22 protein-coding genes are annotated in these 23500 nt (G+C 54.1%); 9 read left to right on the forward strand and 13 right to left on the reverse strand.

Going from position 1 to position 23500, the window contains the following annotated elements; all coding sequences use genetic code 11:
- Positions 1 to 64 precede the first annotated feature (64 nt).
- The gene (locus tag NP77_RS18375) at positions 65 to 997 is read left to right on the forward strand and encodes an alpha/beta hydrolase (RefSeq protein ID WP_003852102.1); all 933 of its coding nucleotides are present in this window, start codon (positions 65 to 67) and stop codon (positions 995 to 997) included.
- 117 nt (positions 998 to 1114) lie between these two features.
- Here the strand turns inward: NP77_RS18375 and NP77_RS18380 are convergent, their stop codons facing one another.
- From NP77_RS18380 to NP77_RS18410, 7 genes are all read right to left on the reverse strand, one after another.
- Complete coding sequence (locus tag NP77_RS18380) at positions 1115 to 2194, reverse strand: porin (RefSeq protein ID WP_052250662.1); 1080 nt, start codon at positions 2192 to 2194, stop codon at positions 1115 to 1117.
- Between the two features lie 197 nt (positions 2195 to 2391).
- A complete protein-coding gene (locus tag NP77_RS18385) occupies positions 2392 to 3138 on the reverse strand; it encodes a glycerophosphodiester phosphodiesterase family protein (protein WP_003852105.1) in 747 nt (248 codons plus the stop codon).
- Positions 3139 to 3175: 37 nt separating this feature from the next.
- Entirely contained in the window at positions 3176 to 4279 is a 1104-nt protein-coding gene (locus NP77_RS18390) for an extracellular solute-binding protein (protein ID WP_033743318.1), read from the reverse strand.
- A gap of 31 nt (positions 4280 to 4310) precedes the next feature.
- The gene (locus NP77_RS18395; protein WP_039661154.1) at positions 4311 to 5147 is read right to left on the reverse strand and encodes an ABC transporter permease; all 837 of its coding nucleotides are present in this window, start codon (positions 5145 to 5147) and stop codon (positions 4311 to 4313) included.
- Positions 5144 to 6013, reverse strand: a complete 870-nt coding sequence (locus NP77_RS18400) for an ABC transporter permease (RefSeq protein WP_008926322.1) — start codon at positions 6011 to 6013, stop codon at positions 5144 to 5146. Before NP77_RS18400 ends, NP77_RS18395 begins: the two co-directional genes overlap by 4 nt.
- A complete protein-coding gene (locus NP77_RS18405; RefSeq protein ID WP_050556837.1) occupies positions 6010 to 7146 on the reverse strand; it encodes an ABC transporter ATP-binding protein in 1137 nt (378 codons plus the stop codon). Before NP77_RS18405 ends, NP77_RS18400 begins: the two co-directional genes overlap by 4 nt.
- Before the next feature lie 255 nt (positions 7147 to 7401).
- Positions 7402 to 8175, reverse strand: a complete 774-nt coding sequence (locus NP77_RS18410; RefSeq protein ID WP_008926320.1) for an inositol monophosphatase family protein — start codon at positions 8173 to 8175, stop codon at positions 7402 to 7404.
- A 300-nt stretch (positions 8176 to 8475) separates the two neighbouring features.
- Here NP77_RS18410 and NP77_RS18415 point away from each other — a divergent pair, with 300 nt between their 5' ends.
- Positions 8476 to 9606 (forward strand): ROK family transcriptional regulator, encoded by a 1131-nt coding sequence (locus tag NP77_RS18415; RefSeq protein WP_003852110.1) that lies wholly within the window; start codon positions 8476 to 8478, stop codon positions 9604 to 9606.
- A gap of 57 nt (positions 9607 to 9663) precedes the next feature.
- Here the strand turns inward: NP77_RS18415 and gorA are convergent, their stop codons facing one another.
- On the reverse strand, positions 9664 to 11016 hold the full coding sequence (gorA, locus tag NP77_RS18420; RefSeq protein ID WP_008926318.1) for a glutathione-disulfide reductase: 1353 nt from the start codon (positions 11014 to 11016) through the stop codon (positions 9664 to 9666).
- Between the two features lie 128 nt (positions 11017 to 11144).
- Between gorA and rnz the strand changes: the two genes are divergently transcribed.
- Positions 11145 to 12056, forward strand: a complete 912-nt coding sequence (rnz, locus tag NP77_RS18425) for a ribonuclease Z (RefSeq protein ID WP_008926317.1) — start codon at positions 11145 to 11147, stop codon at positions 12054 to 12056.
- On the opposite strand, the gene NP77_RS18430 is transcribed toward rnz, so the two are convergent.
- Together NP77_RS18430 and NP77_RS18435 are read right to left on the reverse strand one after the other, a co-directional pair.
- A complete protein-coding gene (locus NP77_RS18430; protein WP_039661156.1) occupies positions 12053 to 12871 on the reverse strand; it encodes a CPBP family intramembrane glutamic endopeptidase in 819 nt (272 codons plus the stop codon). The two genes, rnz and NP77_RS18430, sit on opposite strands and share 4 nt — an antisense overlap.
- A 6-nt stretch (positions 12872 to 12877) precedes the next feature.
- Positions 12878 to 13720, reverse strand: a complete 843-nt coding sequence (locus NP77_RS18435; RefSeq protein ID WP_008926315.1) for a 23S rRNA (adenine(2030)-N(6))-methyltransferase RlmJ — start codon at positions 13718 to 13720, stop codon at positions 12878 to 12880.
- Between the two features lie 430 nt (positions 13721 to 14150).
- Here NP77_RS18435 and prlC point away from each other — a divergent pair, with 430 nt between their 5' ends.
- Both prlC and rsmJ read left to right on the forward strand, forming a co-directional pair.
- Complete coding sequence (gene prlC, locus NP77_RS18440) at positions 14151 to 16193, forward strand: oligopeptidase A (protein WP_039661157.1); 2043 nt, start codon at positions 14151 to 14153, stop codon at positions 16191 to 16193.
- Positions 16194 to 16201: 8 nt separating this feature from the next.
- Entirely contained in the window at positions 16202 to 16948 is a 747-nt protein-coding gene (gene rsmJ, locus NP77_RS18445; protein WP_003852121.1) for a 16S rRNA (guanine(1516)-N(2))-methyltransferase RsmJ, read from the forward strand.
- Positions 16949 to 17004: 56 nt separating this feature from the next.
- Here rsmJ and uspA read toward each other — a convergent pair whose 3' ends face one another.
- Positions 17005 to 17442, reverse strand: coding sequence for a universal stress protein UspA (gene uspA, locus NP77_RS18450; protein ID WP_039661159.1), 438 nt, complete (start codon positions 17440 to 17442; stop codon positions 17005 to 17007).
- A gap of 414 nt (positions 17443 to 17856) precedes the next feature.
- On the opposite strand from uspA, the gene uspB reads away from it, so the two are divergent.
- The gene (gene uspB, locus NP77_RS18455; RefSeq protein ID WP_003852126.1) at positions 17857 to 18192 is read left to right on the forward strand and encodes a universal stress protein UspB; all 336 of its coding nucleotides are present in this window, start codon (positions 17857 to 17859) and stop codon (positions 18190 to 18192) included.
- Between the two features lie 37 nt (positions 18193 to 18229).
- On the opposite strand, the gene pitA is transcribed toward uspB, so the two are convergent.
- The gene (gene pitA, locus NP77_RS18460; protein ID WP_139364727.1) at positions 18230 to 19732 is read right to left on the reverse strand and encodes an inorganic phosphate transporter PitA; all 1503 of its coding nucleotides are present in this window, start codon (positions 19730 to 19732) and stop codon (positions 18230 to 18232) included.
- A 242-nt stretch (positions 19733 to 19974) separates the two neighbouring features.
- On the opposite strand from pitA, the gene NP77_RS18465 reads away from it, so the two are divergent.
- Entirely contained in the window at positions 19975 to 21159 is a 1185-nt protein-coding gene (locus NP77_RS18465; protein ID WP_072040370.1) for an NAD(P)/FAD-dependent oxidoreductase, read from the forward strand.
- A gap of 7 nt (positions 21160 to 21166) precedes the next feature.
- Here NP77_RS18465 and NP77_RS18470 read toward each other — a convergent pair whose 3' ends face one another.
- A complete protein-coding gene (locus NP77_RS18470; RefSeq protein WP_008926310.1) occupies positions 21167 to 22153 on the reverse strand; it encodes an aldo/keto reductase in 987 nt (328 codons plus the stop codon).
- Between the two features lie 293 nt (positions 22154 to 22446).
- Here NP77_RS18470 and NP77_RS18475 point away from each other — a divergent pair, with 293 nt between their 5' ends.
- Positions 22447 to 22644, forward strand: a complete 198-nt coding sequence (locus NP77_RS18475) for a hypothetical protein (RefSeq protein WP_003852137.1) — start codon at positions 22447 to 22449, stop codon at positions 22642 to 22644.
- 1 nt (position 22645) lies between these two features.
- Positions 22646 to 23473, forward strand: coding sequence for a hypothetical protein (locus tag NP77_RS18480; RefSeq protein ID WP_003852139.1), 828 nt, complete (start codon positions 22646 to 22648; stop codon positions 23471 to 23473).
- The last annotated feature ends 27 nt before the right edge of the window (positions 23474 to 23500 follow it).

A 23500-nucleotide genomic window follows, 5' to 3' on the forward strand; every position in this document is an offset into this window, starting at 1 on the left:
GTTCATACTTCTTTAGCCTACCGCAACGGTTTGCTGACATTTCGGGCTTCACACAACAGGCATTATGATTACGCGTCGACGCTTTATTCTCGGCACGGGAGCGCTCGGGCTCTCCATGACCACCGGCAAATTATTTGCCCGCGATGACATTATTCCCCTCTGGCCGGATGATCCGCCCGGCGGCGGCGGCCCATCCGGCCAGTTAAATATTAACAGCACCGGTTCCTGGTCAAATATCGTCAGTCCGGCCATTCAGCGCTTTAAACCGGAAAACCCCAATGGTGAAGCCGTATTAATCGCTGCAGGCGGCGGTTATCGCTGGATCGGTATGGGCCGCGAAGCCTGGCCGGTGGCGCGCTGGCTCAATGCCAGTGGCTATACCGCCTATGTGCTCAGCTACCGGTTGCCGCATGAGAAGTGGCAGGCGGGACGGCTGGCACCGCTGCAGGATGCGCAGCGTGCCATCCGGCTGGTACGATCTTTTGAGCGCAAAGTGCATGCACTGGGCTTCTCGGCAGGTGGACATCTGCTGGGATTGGCGGCAGCGCGGCCAGATTTTGCATCGTATCCGGCCATCGATCCGCTGGATGAAGTGGTGCCGAAAGTCGACAGTGTTGGCCTGATCTATCCGGTTATTACCCTGGAAGCGCCTTATCAGCACACTAATACCCATCTGATGATGGTCGGCAAAAATGCCACGCCGCAGGATGAGGCGAACTGGTCAGTGCAGAACTATGTCACCCGGCAATATCCGCCCACGTTTCTGGCGCAGGCCGAGGACGATCACACCTCAAATCCGTTTAACACCGAGCTGATGCGCGACACCTGTCGCCGCAACCGCGTGCCGGTTGAGCTGATTCAAATCAGCAAAGGCGGACATGGATTTGGTCTTGGCAAGGCGGGCACGCCCGCGGCGTTATGGGATCAGGCGTATGTTAAGTGGCTGGAAAACCTCCGTCAGGTTGCATACCTGGGCATGCACGACTCATCCCTGTAACCCTTCCCCTTGCGACTGACGTAAAAAAAGCCGGCATTCGCCGGCCTCGCGACAGTAGCGATTTTCAGGATTGAAGCGACACAGGTTAAAGCTTGTGTGCAGGCAGAGGCCGCCTGATTAAAACTGATAGGTCAGGCCCATAGCGATACTGTCTTTCGTCGAAATGCCGGTGGCACGCGTAAAGTCGTTTTCCTTCAGCAGGTTAATGCGATAGTCCACGTAGGTCAGCATGTTCTTGTTGAAATAGTAATAGGTGCCCACCGCAATATATTTCTGCATCGTCTGACTGCCCCCGGCAAAATTTCCTGCGCCCTGCAGGTTTTCGCCACGCTGCGTGACAAAACCGACTGAAGGGCGCAAACCGTTCAGGAACTGGTACTGCGCAATTGCCTCAACGTTATGGGTTTTGTCAGCGACCTGTGCCAGCTGTCCATAAGGCGTAACGTCACTGGCTTCGCCATACATGGCGGCCAGATAGATCTGGCTGGCATCATATTTTGCAGAGGTTACCCAGGCGGTGGCATCGTCTCCCTGACCGTCAGCTTGCTGAGTCAGCGTCCGTTTTGCTTTCATCCCTGCCGCCGCAATGCTCAGTCCATCGGTAATGTTGTAAGTCAGGCCAGCACCGTAACCATCCCCGTTAGCCAGTCTGGCGGTTGCGCGGTCATTTTTCCCTTGATACTGCAGGGTTAGATTTAATCCACCCCACTCCGGAGAGTGCCAGGTCGCGAGGCCGGTTGAGCGTTTTGACAGGAAGTTATCGTTAGTGGTCATGGTGCCGGAACCGTAGACCGGTGCCATATCCGTATAGGCGGAGGCGGTATACAGTACCCCAAAGCTACGGCCATAATCGAACGAGCCGAAGTCGACCATTTTCAGACCTGCAAAGCCTAAACGTGTGGCATTCCCCGTTTGCGCGTCGCTACCGCCTTCACTGTGATTCAGCTGGAAATTGTATTCCCATTGACCATAACCGGTAAGCTGATCATTAATTTGCGTCTCACCTTTAAAACCCAGGCGTGCATAAGAGTTGTCGCCATCTTCTGCAATATTATCTGAGAAAACATGGCGCGCATCGACTTTACCGTACAGGTCGAGCTTATTTCCATCTTTATTATAAATTCCAGCGGAGCATGCAGAGAATGAGACCATAAAAAACATTGCATACGGCGCGGCTGTTTTTATTTTATTGTGCATATCATCTGCCCTTTTCAGTTAGCTGAAGCATGAGGAGGTTACCGCTCAGGACGGTATTTATTTCAATCTCACATTCGTATTGTTTAATCGCTAAATCATGAAATGGTGATATCGGCCATAAAGGTTATGGCCATTTTTTATAATGACTTTCTCTGGTGTTATTACATTCTGGTAGCGTATTTCCTGGTGATTTTTTATTAAAAGGCTAAGTCAGGTATATCGCTTAATACGGTTTGCGCGCCCGCATCAATATATTTTCGGGCAAGAACCGGGTCATTGATCGTGGCAATCGCGAATTCAATACCTGAACGGGCCAGTCGCGCCAGGTCTTCGTCTGTCGCGAAGTCACCCAGGAAATGCAGGATCTGGCAACCTGTTCTGGCGAGAAGCGCCGCGGGGTCTTTCGGCGGGACGCAAACCGCCAGCCCGCGGGGTACGTCAGGCATAAGCCGTGCGGCAACCTGCAGCGAAATCTCAGAAAAACTGCTGATGAATAATTTCTTCTCGCTTGCTGGCCACAGTGATTTCAACTGAGCGATCGCAATCTCCGCCGTCTCCACTTCCTGCCCGGAGGTGGGTTTGATTTCCAGTTGTAGCCCGACGCCTTTATCCAGTACAAAGCCGACTGTTTCAGCCAGTGTAGGCACTTTCACGCCCCTGAAAAGGTGGCCGTAACATACGCCAGCCTCCAGCGACCGGATCTCATCCAGGGTCAGATTCGCCACATAGCCTTTGCCATTCGTTGTCCTGTTTACGGAATCGTCATGAATAATGACCGGGTGCATATCTTTGGTGAGTTTGACATCCACCTCTATCCACGTTGCGCCGTGTTCCACCGCCGCCAGAAACGAAGGTAGCGTGTTTTCCGGTGCCAGTAGCGGTGCTCCCCGATGGGCAATCAGACGGGAGTTCACTACACGTGCAGGGTGTTTTTGGGTCGACATTATTGGCGTTACCTTCTGTTAGGGTTATATCGCAGGTCTACCTGAGCAAAACCTGGTTAGAAAATTCGGTTCTGACTTCATCACCCAGCGGTTTAGGCATGAACTGGGTGCCATGGATACGCTCTTTGCTGTTAATCAGTCCGGCATCACGATTTACGTCTTTGTTTTGAGGCGTAATGCCATAAACCTGCTGAAACAGCCGTTGGGTGGTGGGCAGCGTCAGCCAGTGGATAAACAGCAACGCTGCCGCTTTATGGGGGGCGTTTACAGGTATCGCCACCATATTTCCGCCGCCGGGCATGCCGAAATCGGGGATATAGAGCCGGATCGTTTTCGGGACTTCACCGTGGTTTTCTAATCCCACCAGATAATCTTCCCAGGCGGGGACCAGCAGGAATTCACCGCTGACCAGCCGGGTGACGCTGTCGGCGTTGGAGGCCGTAATGATGTAGTTGGGGCGCTGCTGTTTGAACCAGTTCCAGGCCGGCTGCAGAGCCGTCAGGCTTTTTAGATCCGCATCGCCTTTCGTGAAATCAAAACCCGGTACCCGTGTGCGCGTCACCGATTCAATAAAGGCCGGGCCGGATCCGCCGTTTTCAACGTTGAAGCCAAACTCCTGACGATGACGCTGCAGAAAGGCCGTAATCTGCGGCAATGTTCGCGGTAACTCACTTTCTTTCAGGCGGCGCGAATCGTAGGCCAGACCGGTCTGGTTGCCCCAAAATGCCACGCCATAGCCTTTACTGTCCGTTCCCTCAATGGTGTAGTTCAGGGTTTTGCCTGCCGGCAGCAGTGTATTAATCGGGCCAAAAAACGTTTTCTGAGGTGATACGGTCCCGAATGCCCCGCCGCCAATCGAAAACAGATCAATGTCACCCGTATCCCGTCCCCGGTCTGCCATGAGTTTATTAATATTACCCTGTAGTGTGCCTTCAGAGAGGGTAACGTTAATACCGTACTGTTTTTCAAACAGGCTGACCTGCTCTTTTAAACGGTCCTGGTAATACCATTGATACCAGGTTAATTCCCCTTCTTTTTTCGCCTGTTCGACAATCTGTTCCCAGTTCATCGTAGTTAAATCCTGAGCCTGGCTACAGAAAGCCCCGGCCAGCAATAATATTGCAGCAACGAATCTGAACATATGTTTCCCCAATAACGCGAATTAAAGACTGTCAGCCTTTTCCTGCAAAGGCGGCGACAGGATTTCTTGTCAGTAATTTTTCTGCAATCAGCATTAAAATGACATTTGGCACAACCAGCATTAAAGAAATGACCGCCGCATTGGGTCGAATAAAGTTATAACCCAGATAAGAATAGAGAATGGCCGGGACGGTAATAAAATCGGGTGAGCCAACAATGAAACTTATGGCGAACTCTTCTATTGATAACGTAAAAACAATAATTAGTGCGGCAAATATTCCCGGCCTGATGGTGGGCAGGCAGGCGACTAAAAAACGGTTTATCACCGAAGCGCCCATATCTCGTGCCGCATCAAGCGTGTCCTGGCGTATCTGCGAACACGACAGGGTGAGAATGCGCACGGCATAAGGCATCAGGATAATAATATGCCCCAGCAAAATGCCGCCAAACCGGCTGTGAATGCCCGCCACGTTAAGCAACATGGAAAAAAACAGTGCCACGACAAAGCCCGGAACGATAAGCGGCAATAAGATCGCATTCTGTAAAAAATGCTTGCCCGTAAACGACATTCTGCCAAACGCCCACGCGGCAGGCAGAGACAGCACCAGCGTGCAGACGGAGACGGTTGCCGCCAGTAAATAGCTGTTCCTGAGCGCCTGCGGTAACGCGGTCGTGGTCCAGACTTCCACCCAACGGCCCAGTGAGACAACCGGCGGCAGCGCATCTGGCCATGCCCACGGATGGGTTTTATCGACCAGTGACCACAGGACAGTCAACATAAAGGGGATGACCAGCCACAGCATAAACAGGGCGATGATAATGATCATCATGACGATTCGCAGCGGGGATAAGGTCTCTCTGGCTTTCATGATCGCTGTTCTCCGGCTTGTTGTAGCCACTTCGCCAGGGCGGCAAGCACGACTGCACCGACAAAAGCCGCCAGCATTAAAATCACGGCGACAACCGCGGCAAGATTCCAGCCCTGGGCGCTGATTTCGGGGAAGCGCAGCATGTATTGCGAAAGAGAGAACACGCTGGTCGGCCCCGCAACGACCTGGAATGAAAAGTCACCTAATGCACCGATGAAAATCAGCACCAGCGACACCTGAACGGACTTGATAGATAAAGGCAGAATGATCTGTAACAGCCGGGCAGCTCTGCCGGCACCCAAATCCCGCGCGGCATTAAAAATTTCGTCACCAATCGCGCGCAGGCTGCCGGTAATAATCAGCAGCGCATAGGGAAGCTGTTTCCAGACCTGCAAAATAATCACGCCCGTTCCCCAGCGGTCATTTTGCATCCTGATGGGGTGAGAGATGATCCCCAGCTTGAGCAAGCCCAGGTTAATAAAACCCTGCCAGGAAATCAGATTGATAAACAGCAGCGCGGCAACCAGTCCGTGCACCATCAGCGGGGCTTTAAGCAAACCGCCCATCAGCATTGAGCCGGGAAAGGGTTTTCTCAGCCACAGTGCCAGCGGGAGCGCCAGCGCGACGGACAGAACGGCACTGATGACGCCAATTTTGAGTGAATAGCCTGTCGCGCGCCAAAGCTGACTGTCGTTCAGGATGGTTTGCCAGTACTGAAGTGTGAAATGCGCCGGCGCGCCAAAATTAAACAGACCAACGGACTGCGCCAGCGCCATGATGACAATCAGCACCAGCGTCAGCACGACCGGCGCGACGGCAGGCAAAACCAGCAGCCAGCTAAGCCTGTTGCGGTTGCGCATTTTCATGAACAGCTTTCCTGTAAAAAACGGATTCTGTCTGGCGCAATGGAGAAGTTAACCCGATCACCTTCCTGTATGGTGTTTTTGCCGACTAACTGGATACACCACTGATAGTCTGTTTCTTCATGCCCAATCGGATGAACCTGGAGTTCAGAAATATTGCCAAGAAAACTCACGGCACCGATCTCAAAAGCCCGGGTGTTTTTCCCCGTATCCTGTTCGCTCAGCAGGGCATCCTCAGGACGCCAGAAGGTATAGACCTTGTCCGAGACGGGCGGCTGGTGACTGTGTATTTCCATTTCGCCCATGACACACGCAATACGATAAATACCGCTGCTGCTATCTCCGTCCAGTACGCGGGCTTCCATCACGTTAGCCTGACCGACAAAACCGGCGACAAAGCGGTTTATCGGGGAATAATAGATCTCATCCGGCGTACCGATTTGTTCGATCTTTCCGGCATTCATGACCACCACAACGTCAGACATCGACAGGGCTTCTGCACGGTCATGGGTAACATAAATGGCGGTAAATCCATGGGAGCGCTGAAGCTGTCTGATCTCCAGTCGTACCTTGTCCCGTAATTTGGCATCCAGATTTGACAGCGGCTCATCAAACAACACGATTTCCGGACGCACGGCCAGCGCTCTGGCAAGCGCCACGCGCTGCTGCTGACCGCCGGATAACTGCGCCGGCAGTTTAGGCAAATGCGCATTGAGTGATACCTGAGCAGCGGTCTGCGCTACGCGATCGTGAATATCCGTTTTTGCCATCTTCATCTGCCTGAGGCCAAAACCGATATTTTCAGCAACGGAAAGGTGAGGAAAAAGCGCATAGGACTGAAAGCACATCGCCGTGTCGCGATGTTCAGGTTTGACATGATGCATGTCCTGCTGGTGGATCAGTACTTCGCCACTATCAAGACTGTAAAAGCCGGCAATGACTTTAAGCAGCGTGGTTTTGCCACAGCCAGAGGGGCCAAGCAGGGAAACAAATTGCCCTTTTTTGGCCTGCAGTGAAATGCCGTTCAGCGCGACAAAATCGTCAAATGTCAGCATGGCATTGTGGATTTCTAGCGTGTTCACGTGGTCTGCTCCGTCATAAAATGCCAGGGATTTCTTAATTAATGCGATGCGCATAATAATCAGGCGTAGTGAATTTAAGCAATTTCAGAGAGGTTAAGAATTTATTAAGTTTTTAAAACCTATATTTAACAGGTTAATGTAAGGTTTATTTGAAATCGTATGTTTAACGCGCTAATTATTTTAATGCGTTATGATTAATATTAAGTTCAGAGGGTTAAGATGCTCTGGCAGAGCGCGCACAGCGGGCAGGGCAGCGGGGAGACGCTGTCCTGAAATGCAGTGATAAGGTAAGTCCGGGGCAATGCGTGGTCAGGCAGGCGTAAATCGAGGATAAGGGATAAACCGGGCAGAAAGGCGGTTCATTTCGGGCGTGCCGACACTCACATGTGTGCTGCTTTTTTCCTGTGTGCCGGCAAGATGCGCATCCAGTCCCGCCGCTTTACAGAGGGCATAGCCCGCAGAAACGTCCCACATGCTGCTAAAACATTCCTGATAACCGTCGACGTAACCCAGCACGCTAAAGGTTAAACCGACGGTGGCACAGCGATAGCGCACAACATTCCAGCCGTCGTCCCGATAGGCCTTTTCAATACAGAGCTGATGGGTGAAATCCCATGATGGACTGTCGCCAATCGCCACGGTTTTAAGCCCCCCGGCGATCACAGGCCGTTCAAAGGGTTCACCATTCAGATAAACACCTCTCTCTTTGCCGCCGCTCAGCATGAGGTTTAAAACGGGATGGACGATCACGCCCATAACCGGCTCGCCATCCTGCACATAGCCAACAGAAATCCCCCACAATGACGAGCCGCGCAGGAAGTTACTGGTCCCATCAATAGGATCAACAGACCAGTAGCTGGCGCTGAGCTCACCGCCATACTCTTCACCGATAACAGGATCCTGTGGGAAATGATCTCCCAGACGCTGCCGGATCAGATTTTCCACTTCCCGATCGGCTTCACTGAAGACATCCTGCGGCCTTTTTTCGCAGACCTCTAATTCACTCAGCTGTCTGAAATAGTCCAGAGCCAAAAGTGAAGCCTCTTGTGCGATACGTTCAGCAACCTTTAAGCGCGTTTCCATTGTTTACCTGATGCATAAAAAGAAGCGTGTGTATGGAGGCAAAACCCAGTGCACAGCGAAAATACCCATCCGGACATCAGGCTCGCTTTTAATATAATGCTCACTGCATGATATTAGAGTGTCTCTCTGCTATGTTTCACTATTATGATGCTTTTATGATCGCGATAAGCAGGGCAGGAGAGGCTGAAAATCAGCACATTTTACGAAAACATAAAGGCAGGGCCCTTTACTATTCGTCATGCATAAAAGCATGCTAGGGTATTAACAGAACCCATTATTAAATATGGTGAGGACAACGCTGTGGTTCATGGATATTCCGCTGGTCATGATGTCGAACTTAATCGCAGTGAAAAACTCATTCTGGAGCTTGTCCGCCGTAACGATGGCATTTCCCGCTCCTCACTGGTTTCGCAAACCATTTTGAATCAGTCATCTGTTCACCGTATTGTTGATACGCTGACCGAAAATGGCTTTCTCAGCCTGGGGGAATCGCCGTCCCAGGGAAGAGGCAAGCCCAGCCCGTCGTTATCACTGAATGCGAATGCACGTTATGGTTACGGTATCTCTATTAACTCAGACAGTGTTGCCGCCAGCCTGATTAATTTCCGGGGCGGTATTACAGAATACTGCGTACTGGACACGCATCCGCGCGACCCTGCCCGTACCTTACTCAATATCAAACATCACTATCTGGATACCTTAAAACAATACGGTATTTCGCCAGAAAAAGTCTGTGGTGTGGGATACAGCATGGCGGGCTTTCTTTATGATTCCCGAAAGTATTTCAATCCGCCTGAACCTTTAAAAAACTGGATGGGGATCGATCTGCGTCGTGAAATTACCATGTTATTTGATCGGCCGGTATGGATTGAAAATAACGCCACGACGGCGGCGCACGCTGAAGCCTTTTTAGGCGCCGGGCTGAAATACGATACGTTTGGTTATCTCTCTTTTAATTATGGATTCGGCGGTGGCATCGTGATTAACGGTAAACCGTTCCAGGGTGCATTTGGTAATGCGGGGGAGATCAGCCGTATTTTTACGCCGGAAGAGGGCAAGCTGCGGCCGGCTCTGGGGATCCTGATCGATCGGTTACGTCACGGCGGTATTGAAATTAAAGATATTCGCGATCTCAATCATAAATTCGATCCGGCCTGGCCGATTGCGCAACAGTGGGTAGAAGAGGTAACGCCAAACCTGCATCGGGCAATGGATGCCATGAATGCGGTGATCGATCCCGCGGCCATTATCTTAGGAGGCGAAATTCCCCGGAAGCTGGGCGAAATGTTCTTAGCCATGCCGCGGACGTGTTCGGGTAAACGCTGGGACATTTCTGCGGAATATCCGGATATTCTGCTAAGCGCCATTGAGGGAGACAGTTCGGCACTGGGCGCGGCACTGACGCCGTTGCGGGAAACCTATTTTAATTAAGGCCGTTACCCGCAGAACAACGTTTCAGCGGGTAACGGATGCGCATGAGGTGAGTTACTAGCGCATTGTCACAAACTCTTCCGCTGCGGTCGGGTGGATCGCCACGGTGTTATCGAAGTCTTTCTTGGTCGCACCCATTTTCAGTGCCACGGCGAAGCCCTGCAGCATCTCATCCATGCCGAATCCGATGCCGTGAATACCAACAATCTTCTCATCGGCACCCACACAGACCAGCTTCATGCGGCACGGCTGGCGATGCTGGGTGACCGCGGTGTACATGGCGGTGAACGACGATTTGTAGACTTTCACCTGGTCATCGCCATACTGTTCGCGCGCCTGTGGCTCAGTCAGTCCCACGGTACCAATCGGTGGATGGCTGAATACAACGGTCGGAATATTGCTGTAATCCAGATGCTCGTCCGGTTTGTTGTTAAACAGACGCTCAGAGAGACGACGGCCAGCGGCAACCGCCACCGGTGTCAGCTCAACCGCACCGGTGTTGTCACCCACAGCATAAATGCCTGAGACATTGGTGTTCTGAAACTTGTCGACATTGATATAGCCTTTGTCGTTCAGCGCCACGCCCGCAGCTTCGATGTTGAGGTTATCGTTGGCTGGCTCACGGCCAATCGCCCAGACCAGACAATCGACAATATATTCACTGCCGTTTTCCAGCTGCAGCGTCAGGCTGCCATCGCTGTTTTTAATCACGGCTTTTGGAATGGATTCGGTGTGCAGCGCCGGGCCTTCCGTGTTCATCACTTCGACCAGCGTCTCGGTAAGCAGCGGATCGAAGCTGCGCAGTGGTGCATGTTTACGCACGAACAGGTGGGTTTCTGAGCCCAGCGCATTTACCACGCCGGCCAGCTCGACCGCGATGTAGCCCGCGCCGATCACGGCGGTGCGTTTTGGCAGGGCATCCAGCTCAAAGAAACCGTCGGAATCAATGCCGTACTCCGCACCCGGAATATTGGGGTGAACCGGACGACCGCCGGTGGCGATCAGAATATGGTTAGCCGTAATAATCTCGCCGTTAACTTCAACGCTGTGCGCATCGACAAAGCGGGCAAAGCCTTTGATCACTTCAACCTTGTTCTTACCCAGCACGTTGTCGTAAGAGTTATGGATGCGGTCGATGTAGGCGCTGCGGTTTTTCACCAGTGTGGCCCAGTCGAAGCGATTCACCGTGGTGTCAAAGCCATAATCCGGCCCGTAGAGATGGATAGCTTCGGCGATTTGTGCAGCGTGCCACATGATTTTTTTCGGCACGCAACCCACGTTTACGCAGGTGCCGCCCAGCTCTTTTGCTTCAATCAGGGCACATTTCTGGCCATACATAGCTGCACGGTTAATTGAGGCGATGCCGCCGCTGCCGCCGCCAATGGCGAGATAGTCGAAATGTCGGGTCATTGAAGTATCCATCCGGTTGCATAAAAAATTGGGGTTGAGTGTAACGCTGGAGGTCGAAATGACGCAAAGTTTGCGCCTATGATTGTAATAGGGTTCTGTTTTTTCACTCGCTTACAGGGAAGCATACCATGCACCTTACTTTTCTTGGCACCGGCGGCGGTGCTCCCAGCCTGCAACGTAACGTGACCTCCATTGCTTTTACCCGCGCACTGAGTGGTGAAACCTGGCTGTTTGACTGCGGGGAAGGCACGCAATTACAGTTTATGCGCTCGAGCCTGAAACCGGGCAAGCTGGACAAGATTTTTATCACCCATCTGCATGGCGATCATATTTTCGGGCTGCCGGGATTACTCACCAGCCGGTCGATGGCCGGACTGACCTCACCGATGACGGTCTATGGCCCTAAAGGATTAAAGACCTTTGTTGAGACGGCGCTGTCGATCAGTGGCTCCTATACCGACTATCCGCTGAGCCTTGTTGAGATTGAGGCGGGCTGGACGCTGGATGACGGTGAGTTTCGTATCAGTGCCTGGCCGCTGAGCCATCCGGTGGCGTGTTTTGGCTATCGCATTGAACAGCACGACAAACCCGGCCTGCTGGATGCCGCGCGGCTCAAAGCGGAAGGCGTGCCCCGTGGCCCGTGGTTCCAGCAGCTGAAGCAGGGGGAATGTGTGACGCTGGAAGATGGGCGGGTAATCAACGGCGCTGACTACCTTGGCCCGGCGACACCCGGCAAAAAGCTGGCCATCTTTGGCGATACCGCACCGACCGACGTCGCGTTGCAACTGGCGGCGGATGTTGACCTGATGGTGCATGAAACCACGCTGGAGGCGGCGATGATGGAGAAAGCCAACGGACGCGGGCACTCCACCACCCTGCAGGCCGCCGACGTGGCAAAACGCGCCGGGGCAAAGCGACTGATCGCCACCCATTTCAGCTCCCGCTATCTGGCAAAGGACATGAGCCGCCTGCTGGCGGAGTGCCAGACGATTTTCCCCCGCACCGAGCTGGCCTCGGATCTGGCCGTATTCACTGTTTAGTGATGCAGTGCCGGATAGGTAAAGAAAAGCAGATGGGTGAGGTTAAGGGCAAAGTGCAGGGCGGTCGCCAGCCATAACCGGCCGCTCCAGTGCCACGCCAGACCGTAAATCAGCCCGGCCAGGGAGGCGAATACCACCAGCAGTACGCCGCCCTGGATATGTGCCAGCCCAAACAGCAGCGAGCAGATCAGCAGCGCGGGCATCGCTCCCAGCGCCACTCTCAGCCGCTGTTGCAGATAGCCCCGGAACAGCGCCTCTTCGGCCAGCGAGACAAAGAACAGATTCGCCAGCATAAACGCGGGCAGCCATGGTGGATTGTGAAGCTCAAATGCCAGGCCACCCAGCAGCACGGCACTACACAGCAGCAGCGGCACGGCGGCGATTAACGTCAGTGCGGCAATCCACGGATAACGCGGCGGGCAGGCACGAGCGCGGAACAGCGTCGGCAGGCAGGCCAGCAGCACAAAGGGGATCAGCGCTTTATCGGCGTTGAAGGAGAAACTGAACGGCAGGCTCCGGGCACCCGTCTGCACCTCATCGACCTGGAGGGGATTGTTAAAGCCAGGGAAAAGATGGAGAAACAAGCCCAGCGAAATCAGCACCAGTAGCGCCTCGCTCAGGATTTGCTGGCGGGAACGGATCGGGTCAAAGCGGCGCAGCGCGACCAGTGCGGCGATCCCGCCCAGCAGCGGCAAGACCGGCCAGGTCAGAACCTGATGATAAAATCCCAGCAGCGCGACGAGCGCTAACAGCAGTAGCGCCAGCCGTCGGGCGGGTTGCAGGGCGCCCAGCGCACCTGCCAGCAGAATCCACATGAGGACTTATTCAGGAACGATCTGATTCACTGCATAGTGACCCGTTCCGGTCGGAACCAGTTTCTGGTGCAGCCACGGCAGCAGGGTATTCATCTGCTGGGCCAGCTTCCACGGTGGGTTAATCACGATCATGCCAGAGGCCGTCATGCCGCGCTGATCGCTGTCCGGACGGGCCGCCAGTTCGATCTGCAGAATATTGCGGATGCCGGTTGCTTCCAGGTCGCGCAGCATGTGTTTGATCTGCTGGCGTAACACCACCGGATACCACAGTGCAAAGACGCCGGTGCCAAAGCGTTTATGGCCTTCCTGAATGCCTTTCACTACCGCCTGGTAGTCGCTTTTCATTTCATATGGCGGATCAATCAACACCAGCCCGCGACGCGACGGCGGTGGCAGTTTCGATTTTAACTGCTGATAACCGTCGGCACGATCGACGCGCGCGCGGTTATCTTTGCTGAATTCGTTACGCAGCAGCGGATAGTCGCTGGAGTGCAGCTCAGTGAGTTGCAGCTTGTCATCTTCACGCAGCAGATGACGGGCGATCAGCGGCGAGCCAGGATAGTAGCGCAGCGTGCCACTGCGGTTCAGCGCACGAATCGCATCAAAATAGGGCTGCAACAATTCCGGCGCATCGGGCTGCTGCCAGATACGTGAGATGCCTTCCAGATATTCACCGGTACGCTCGGCGTGCTCGCCGCTCAGCTGGTAGCGACCTGCGCCTGCATGGGTATCCAGGTAGAAAAACGGTTTCTCTTTCTCTTTCAGCGCCGTGATGATCAGGCTCAGAACGGTGTGCTTCAGCACGTCGGCGTGGTTGCCAGCATGGAAGCTATGGCGATAACTCAGCATTGTTTATCCTGTTGAAAGTATAAGGTTTTAATTGATGGAAAATCAATTTATACCAATTATTACCCCACGTATTACCCACAGAACGACGCACAGCAACCGACGCAGGAAAAGCATGAGAATCGGCGATTATATCAGGGATGACCCGCTGATGGGCCAGAAGCGTGATAACAAATCGGGATTGCAGAGTGCGGTTCAGGGTGACGAGCTGAGTTTGCGGTTTTCAGGCGGGTAAACCGGCCGCAAAATCTGCCCGGCGCGCCCGCCAGGATTTCAGGCATCAGACAAAAGCAGGCATCTTCCGTGCGATCATCCGCGCGTTTCTTCCCCACCTCATCCTGGCTGCCATTGATTTTCGCTACACTAAGCCGCATGTTACTTAGATTGCGTTGCGCGACCCGCTGCGCCCCATACATCTCTAAAGGACTGCGCTATGACCAATCCGCTACTGACATCTTTTACGCTTCCCCCTTTTTCTGCCATCCAGCCTGAACATGTTGTTCCTGCCGTGACGGAAGTGCTGAGCCAATGCCGCGCAGAAGTCGAAAAAGTTGTGGCGCAGGGTGCGCCCTATACCTGGGATAATCTGGTTCAGCCGCTGGCGGAAACCGACGATCGTCTGAGCCGCATTTTTTCACCGGTCAGCCATCTGAATGCGGTAAAAAACAGCCCGGAACTGCGTGAAGCCTATGAGCAGACATTGCCGCTGCTCTCTGAATACAGCACCTGGGTCGGTCAGCATGAAGGCCTCTATCAGGCGTACCGCAATCTCAAAGAGGGTGATCAGTACGCGGCTCTGGATCTGGCGCAGAAGAAAGCGGTCGATAACGCCCTGCGTGATTTTGAACTCTCCGGTATTGGCCTGCCAAAAGATAAACAGCAACGCTATGGCGAAATCGCCGCGCGTCTCTCGGAGCTGGGTTCGGCTTACAGCAACAATGTGCTTGATGCCACCATGGGCTGGAACAAGCTGATCACCGATGAAAGTGAGCTGGCCGGTATGCCGGAAAGCGCCATGGCGGCAGCGAAAGCCCAGGCTGAAGCCAAAGAGCAGGACGGCTGGCTGCTGACGCTGGATATCCCAAGCTATCTGCCGGTCATGACCTACTGCGACAACGCGGCGCTGCGTGAAGAGATGTATCGCGCCTATGCAACGCGTGCCTCCGATCAGGGTCCGAATGCCGGTAAGTGGGATAACGGACCTATCATGGCGGAAGAGCTGGCGCTGCGTCACGAGCTGGCACAGCTGCTGGGCTTCGACTCCTACGCCGATAAATCACTGGCGACCAAAATGGCGCAAAGCCCGTCTCAGGTGATCGACTTCCTGAATGACCTGGCTGAACGCGCCCGTCCGCAGGGTGAAAAAGAGCTGGAGCAACTGCGCGCCTTCGCCCAAAAAGAGCATGGCGTCACTGAACTGAATCCGTGGGATCTTACCTATTACGGCGAAAAGCAGAAGCAGCATCTCTATACCATCAGCGATGAGCAACTGCGTCCTTACTTCCCGGAAGAGCGTGCGGTCGCCGGTCTGTTTGAAGTCGTTAAACGCATTTATGGCATCAGCGCGAAGCAGCGTACCGACGTTGAGGTTTACCATCCGGACGTGAAGTTCTTCGATCTGTTCGATGAAACCGGCGAACTGCGCGGCAGCTTCTATCTCGACCTCTACGCCCGCGAGCACAAACGTGGCGGGGCGTGGATGGATGACTGCGTGGGCCAGATGCGTAAAGCCGATGGCAGCCTGCAGAAGCCGGTCGCTTACCTGACCTGTAACTTTAACCGCCCGGTGAAAGGCAAACCTGCGCTGTTCACCCATGACGAAGTGATTACTCTGTTCCATGAGTTTGGTCATGGCCTGCACCACATGCTGACCCGCATCGAAGCGCCTGGCGTTTCCGGTATCAGCGGTGTGCCATGGGATGCGGTCGAACTGCCAAGCCAGTTTATGGAAAACTGGTGCTGGGAACCGGATGCGCTGGCGTTTATCTCGGGTCACTTTGAGACTGGCGAACCGCTGCCGAAAGAACTGCTGGATAAAATGCTGGCGGCGAAGAATTACCAGGCCGCGCTGTTTATCCTGCGTCAGCTGGAGTTCGGCCTGTTCGATTTCCGTCTGCACACCGAGTTTAATCCGGAGAAGGGCGCGCAGATTCTGGAAACCCTGCGCGAAGTGAAAAGCCGCGTAGCGGTCGTTCCGAGTCCGGAATGGGGCCGTTTCCCGCACGCCTTCAGCCACATCTTTGCCGGTGGTTATGCGGCGGGCTACTACAGCTATCTGTGGGCAGACGTGCTGGCGGCGGATGCTTACTCCCGCTTCGAAGAAGAGGGCATCTTCAACCGTGAAACCGGTCAGTCTTTCCTGGATAACATCCTGACGCGTGGCGGTTCTGAAGAGCCGATGGAGCTGTTCAAACGCTTCCGCGGTCGTGAACCGCAGCTCGATGCGATGCTGGAACACTACGGCATTCAGGGATAAGTCAGTTTGTGAAAATCTGTTTGCTCGATGAATCAGGCGCCGGAGACGGCGCCTTATCACGTTTAGCGCAGCGCTGGCAGCTGGAGCACGATGAAGATGCGCTGCTGGCGCTGGTGCAGACCTCAACGCACCTGGAACTGCGTAAACGTGATGAGCCTAAGCTGGGCGGTATTTTTGTTGATTTCGTCACCGGCGCAATGGCGCATCGCCGTCGTTTCGGCGGTGGACGCGGCGAAGCTGTCGCCAAAGCGGTGGGTATTAAAGGCGGTTATCTGCCGGATGTGGTGGATGCGACGGCAGGACTGGGGCGTGATGCGTTTGTGCTGGCGGCGCTCGGCTGCCGGGTGCGGATGCTGGAACGTCATCCGGTAGTGGCTGCCCTGCTTGAAGATGGTCTTCAGCGCGGTTATCAGGATGCGGAAATTGGCCCCTGGCTGCGCGATCGTCTGACGCTGATTCATGCGGCCAGCGCGCAGGCCCTGGGCGATATTACGCCGCAGCCAGATGTGGTCTATCTCGATCCGATGTATCCCCATCGCCAGAAAAGTGCACTGGTGAAAAAGGAGATGCGGGTGTTTCAGTCGCTGGTCGGGCCGGATGAAGATGCGGATGCGTTACTGGAACCGGCTCGTCGACTGGCGAAAAAGCGTATTGTGGTCAAACGACCAGACTATGCACCGCCGCTGGCGGGTGTCGTGACACAGGCGGCTGTGGTCACCAAAAGCCATCGCTTTGATATCTATCCCCCGCTCTGAACGTATAAAAAAAGCCGGCGTCGCGCCGGCTTTATTCATTTCGTTAAGCGTCTGAATTACGCCTCGTCTTCATCGCGCAACGGCACAATCAGCATGTCGATATGCACGGTATTGATCAACTGACGGGCTGAGGACATCAGCTTGCTCCAGAAATCCTGATGATGACCACACACCACCAGGTCAACGTCATATTTCTTGATGGCATCAACCAGAACCTGGGCGAGGTCACCACTGCCGCTCAGTGTCTCACTGATCGGATAGCCCGCCGCATCTGACAACCCTTTCAGTGCGGCATGCGTCTCTTCAGAAATACGCTTCTGCATATCCCCTAAGTTGACATCAATCAGGCCGGTATAGAGGTCAGAATAATTCACATCAACGTGAATCAGGGAAATTCTGGCATCGTAGGGACGCGCCAGCGAGACAGCCTTATCCACCAGCAACTGGCTTTCGGGAGAAAGGTCTACTGCAATCAGGATGTGTTTATAAGCCATGATAAAACTCCTTTCACGAGATTAAGGATGGCATCCGGTGTTCCTGCCGCGTCACAGCTTAGCGAAGTCCCTTGCGCGAGCGGGCGATGAGCGCCACCAAAGTGTCAACCTGCGTTGCAGGTGATGATGTTGTTATAGTCTGAGTATAGCCTTCTCTCATTGTAAATGCTGCTGTTGCCGTCTGGCTTATGAATAAGATCAAGGCTATGCCAGATTTACTCGCGCTGAACGAAAATCATCGTTGGAAAAAATGTAAAGAATTCTCCTACACTGAGAAAAGGCGGTCCGGTTCGCAGCCGCTCAGGGGGTCGAAAATTTTCGCAGTCCGGAGATTCAGTGGCTGGTTTTTTCTGCAGGCGGATTCAGTGCCAGACACTGAGTCTGTTGCTGCGATTCCAGCTGGGAGGGGGGAATATGATCAGCACTATTGCGCTTTTCTGGGCTCTTTGTGTGGTGTGTATCGTGAATATGGCACGCTATTTTTCATCGCTGCGCGCGCTACTGGCGGTATTACGGGGTTGTGATCCACTGCTGTATCAGTATGTCGATGGGGCGGGGTTTTTCACCTCTCACGGTCAGCCGAGTAAACAGGTGCGGCTGGTCACTTATATCTGGGCAAAACGCTATCTTGATCACCACGACGATGAGTTTATCCGGCGCTGTGAACGGGTGCGGGGACAGTTTGTTCTGACCAGTGCGCTGTGTGGGCTGGTGGTTATCAGTCTGGTGGCGCTGGCGATCTGGCATTAAAAAAGGGCGACTTGCGTCGCCCTTTTGTCAGCTGGCATCACACCAGTTTCAAGGCAATCCAGTAGAGCGAACCTGACAGCAGAATACAAACCGGCAGGGTGAAGATCCACGCCATGGCGATATTCTTGATAGTCCGGCTCTGCAATCCGCCACCGTCGACCAGCATGGTACCGGCTACCGATGAAGAGAGGATATGCGTGGTAGAGACGGGCATGCCGGTATAGCTGGCAATACCAATCGACAGCGCTGCTGTCACCTGGGCTGACATTCCCTGCGCATAGGTCATGCCTTTTTTACCAATCTTCTCACCGATGGTGGTGGCAACACGACGCCAGCCAATCATAGTACCGGTGCCCAGCGCCAGCGCCACGGCCACAATAATCCAGATAGGCGCGTACTCGATGGTGCCAAGCAGGTCACTTTTCAGCTTATTGAGGAAGCGTTTGTCATCTGGCGTGGTTTCCTGCAGACGGGCCGCTTTATCGGCGGTGTCTGAGATACACAGCAGCAGACGACGCATCTGACCACGCTGATCAACGGTCAGCTGATCGTAGCTCTGCAGATTGTTCAGCAACACCTGCGCACGCTGCACTGCCTGCAGTGCTCGCGCGCTGTCACAGTGAAACTCCTGCGGGCTGGTTGCCGGCACTTCTTCCGGTGTTGGCAACTTAGGCGGTGCCATCTGGATGATATGTGTCAGTGACGCGTTGTGCTGCTGGTAATACTGTTCCAGATGGTTGACGGCATCGCGGGTGCGCGTGATGTCATAACCGGAGGCATTCATATTCACGACGAAACCAGCCGGCGCCACGCCAATCAGGACCAGCATGATCAGGCCAATGCCCTTCTGACCGTCATTCGCACCGTGCGAATAGCTCACGCCAATTGCCGAAACAATCAGGGCGATACGGGTCCAGAACGGCGGCTTTTTCTTGCCGTCGATCTTTTCGCGGTCAGCAGGCGTCATATGAATACGCGCACGCTTTTTAGTATTACTCCAGTAGCGACGCAGAATAAAGATTAACCCGCCCGCCATCACCAGGCCGACAATCGGCGACAGGATCAGAGAAAGGAAGATGTTCAGGACTTTCGGAATGTTGAGTGCATCAACTACCGAGGTTCCGCTCATCAGGGCGTTGGTCAGACCGATACCGATAATCGCGCCGATCAGTGTATGGGAGCTGGAGGCCGGCAGACCGAGATACCAGGTGCCGAGGTTCCAGATAATCGCCGCCAGCAGCATAGAAAACACCATGGCGAGACCGTGAGCCGATCCAACATTCAGCAACAGATCGGTGGGAAGCATATGAACAATAGCGTAGGCAACACTCAATCCACCGAGTAGTACGCCAAGGAAGTTGAATACACCCGCCATAACCACAGCAAGCTGGGCACGCATGGCACGCGTATAGATGACCGTCGCAACTGCGTTGGCCGTGTCGTGGAAACCGTTGATTGCTTCGTAAAACAATACAAACAGCAGGGCAAGAACCAATAACAGGCTAGTACTGAGGTCTAGACCAGCAAACAGATGTAGCATAAACGTTACGCCATTTTTGGAGGACATGAACGCGGCGCATTATCCGCGACAACGTGCTGTATGGGAAAGGAAAATATAGCGCTAATTTAACCTTTCTTCGCAGAGCGAACGGGTTACTCAGTGAAAAAGGGTTAGATATTAGTCAGATACAATATGACACATTTACGGCAATTTTTTGACGCTGGCGTCCGGGTGAGCAGATCACTACAATCTGCGCCTTTCCAGTTAAGTGAGTGAACGCAGTGGAACAGTTTGACGTTATCATCATTGGTGCCGGAGCCGCAGGGCTGTTCTGTGCCGCCCAGGCCGGGCAGCGCGGACTGAGCGTGTTACTGCTGGATAACGGCAAAAAGCCAGGCCGCAAGATTCTGATGTCGGGCGGTGGCCGCTGCAACTTCACCAATCTCTACACTGAACCGGCGGCGTATCTGTCGCACAATCCTCATTTCTGTAAATCCGCGCTGGCGCGTTATACCCAGTGGGATTTTATCGATCTGGTTAATCGCCACGGTATCGCCTGGCATGAAAAAACCCTGGGCCAGCTCTTCTGTGATGACTCTGCTCAGCAAATTGTCGATCTGCTGCTGGCCGAATGTGACAAGGGCAATGTCACCCTGCGACTGCGCAGTGAAGTGCTCAGTGTTGAGCGCGATGAAAGCGGCTACACCCTGCAACTCAACGGCAGTACGGTTCAGGCGAAGAAGCTGGTGATTGCCAGTGGTGGTCTGTCGATGCCAGGCCTGGGTGCCACGCCGTTTGGCTACAAAATTGCAGAGCAATTTGGTCTGAATGTGTATCCGACCCGGGCGGCTCTGGTGCCCTTTACGCTGCATAAGCCACTGCTGGAACAATTACAGACGCTCTCAGGCGTTGCGCTGGACACCACCATCGATGCGCAGGATGGTACCCGCTTTAAAGAGGCGATGCTGTTCACTCACCGTGGGCTCTCCGGCCCCGCGGTACTGCAAATCTCCAGCTACTGGCTGCCCGGCGAATTCGTCACCATCGACCTGTTACCCGCTACGCCGCTTGAGGCGTTTCTGACGGCGCAGCGTGAAGCGCATCCGAATCTCAGCCTGAAAAACAGTCTGGCGAAAATCCTGCCGAAGCGTCTGGTGGAAGTATTGCAGGCACTCAAAGTGGTGCCGGATATCACCCTGAAACAGCTCAACAGCAAACAGCAAACTGAACTGGCGCAGACGCTGCATGCCTGGCGCATTCAGCCAAACGGCACCGAGGGGTATCGCACAGCTGAAGTGACACTGGGCGGCGTAGACACCACGCAGCTCTCCTCGAAAACCATGGAGGCGCGCGCGGTGCCGGGGCTGTACTTTATTGGTGAAGTGGCCGATGTCACCGGCTGGCTGGGGGGATATAACTTCCAGTGGGCCTGGAGTTCCGCCTGGGCGTGCGCCCAGGCGTTGTAACGCGCATTTACCAGCGCTGATGCACGTGCGGCGCAATCTTCTCCTGATAGATCTGCTTCAGCGCCGCCATCGTATCCTCAGAGAGTGCACCGACGTCGCTGGCGCGGGCATTGGCTTCAGCCTGCTCACGATTTTTCGCGCCAGGAATGACCACGCTGACATCTTCGTTCATCAGGATCCAGCGCAGTGCAAACATCGCCATGGTGGTGTCGCCCGTAACAAAGCGGCGAATCTCCTCCACCGCCTCCAGTGCCACCTCATAAGGCACACCGGAGAAGGTCTCGCCTTTATCGAACGCTTCGCCATTACGGTTAAAGGTGCGATGGTCGTCAGCGGCAAACACGCTGTCGGCGCGCATTTTGCCGGTCAGCAGGCCTGAAGCCAGCGGCACACGGGCAATGATCGCCACATCACGGCGTTTCGCTTCACGCAACAGCAGTTCCGCGGGACGCTGACGGAAAATGTTGTAAATCAGCTGAATCGACGAGACGTTTGGAAATGCCAGCGCTTTCAGGCCTTCCTCGACTTTCTCAACGGAGACGCCGTAGTGACGGATTTTTCCGGCGGCGACCATCTCATCCATCACCGCAAACACGTCCGGGTTGTAGTAGACCTCCGTCGGTGGGCAATGCAGCTGCACCAGATCCAGCGTGTCGGTCTGCAGATTTTCCCGTGAGCGATCGATAAAGGCGTTGAGGTTTTCGGCGTTGTAGCCCTCAGCCACGTGCGGTGACAGACGACGCCCCAGCTTGGTGGCCACAAACGGGCGTTCACCGCCGCGCTGATTCAGCACCTCTGCAATAATTTTTTCGGAGCGGCCATCGCCATAGACATCGGCAGTATCAATAAAGGTGATGCCTGCATCCAGCGCAGCATTCAGCGCGGCTTTGGCATCCTCCATGCTCACTTCTCCCCAGGTTCCGCCAATGGCCCATGCGCCAAAGCCAATTTCAGAGACGCGCTGACCGGTACGGCCCAGTGTTCGTTGTTTCATGCAAACCTTCCTCGATGCGTTTCAGACAGGGTGACAGAAAAGGGCTAACCATTGAGCTTAGCCCTTTCCGCCGGTGAGGTGAGCCAGCGTTATTGCAGACCAGACGAGTCTGAACAGGATGTTTTTGACGGCAGGCTGCTGGTTACGTTGAAGATTTCTGCGGAAATCGGTTTTAAACAGGCGATTACCGCTTCGCTAATTTGTTGATTTTAAGAAATTTCACCCGAAATTAAACAGGCGAGAGTGTCGATTCGGTCACATACTTCACTTTTCAGGCCAACAATGGGATCGCTATGTTCAAATTTATTAAGTCGGTCTTTGCCAGTCCCGATAAGTTTCTGCAGATTATGACCCGTCAGGATATCAACGACTCAATTGCTGAAGGTGAGCGCATCATTATTGATGAGAACGGCAATATTTCAGTCAACACGCTGAGCGAGGAAGTCCACGAAGATTTTGCCCGGCACGTGAATACCTTAAAGGGAGTATAAGGTGGGTACCGCAATATTTATGGTGTTGATGGTGAGTGGTTACTGGTACACCAGCCGCGATTTAAACAGCCGCTTTAAAATCCGTCGCTCGTCGGGCTGGGATGTCTATTTCCTGGTGGCGCTCTACGGCTGTATTTTTGTTCTGCAGGGCGTATTTGCCACCGGCATCATCTGGTTGGTACTGCTCTGTATCTCCGGCATCGCGAATGCCGTCCAGATGATCCCCGGCGTGCATCTGAAGTGGCAGGTCGAGTTTATGAACTGGAGTTTCCTGGGGATTCAGGCACCAGTTGTGATCATGCTCGCTTTTGCCATTCTGCTCTGCCTGTATCGCTCAAACTGGGCGGGCAGTGCACGGCTGAACGTATCGGGCCGTAAAGACCTTTATCAGCAACTGTCACGCTCCAACGGCGTTGAACAACTGCTGTTTCAGTGCATGGAAGAGGGCGAACTCGCGTGGATTACGATGAAGTCGCGCCGCATTTACATCGGCATGATTCATGCCTCGACGTTTGAATATGAGAGCACTAAAAACATCGTGCTGATCCCGATGCTCAGCGGATACCGCGACAGCAAGACGCTGAAGCTGGCGGTGGAACATAACTACAGCAAGTGGTACGCCGAGCATGACATCACGCTCGACTCGAAACCCAAAGATGCGATGTCATTCCGTAAAGTGATCATGGTTGATCAGATAGAGAGTCTGTCACTGTTCGATCCCGCCAGTGCCGCCGCACTTTCAATGGGACATCCGCAGGAAGTGGAGAAGAGTCAGGGTGGTGACGACACGGACAGCCCGGACGATAAAAGCCGCGATGCAGCGGGTTAAAAGCTCGATCGGTTTCCCCTGATGATG

It is taken from the genome of Pantoea sp. MBLJ3, assembly GCF_000816655.1.
Taxonomy (GTDB): domain Bacteria; phylum Pseudomonadota; class Gammaproteobacteria; order Enterobacterales; family Enterobacteriaceae; genus Pantoea; species Pantoea eucalypti.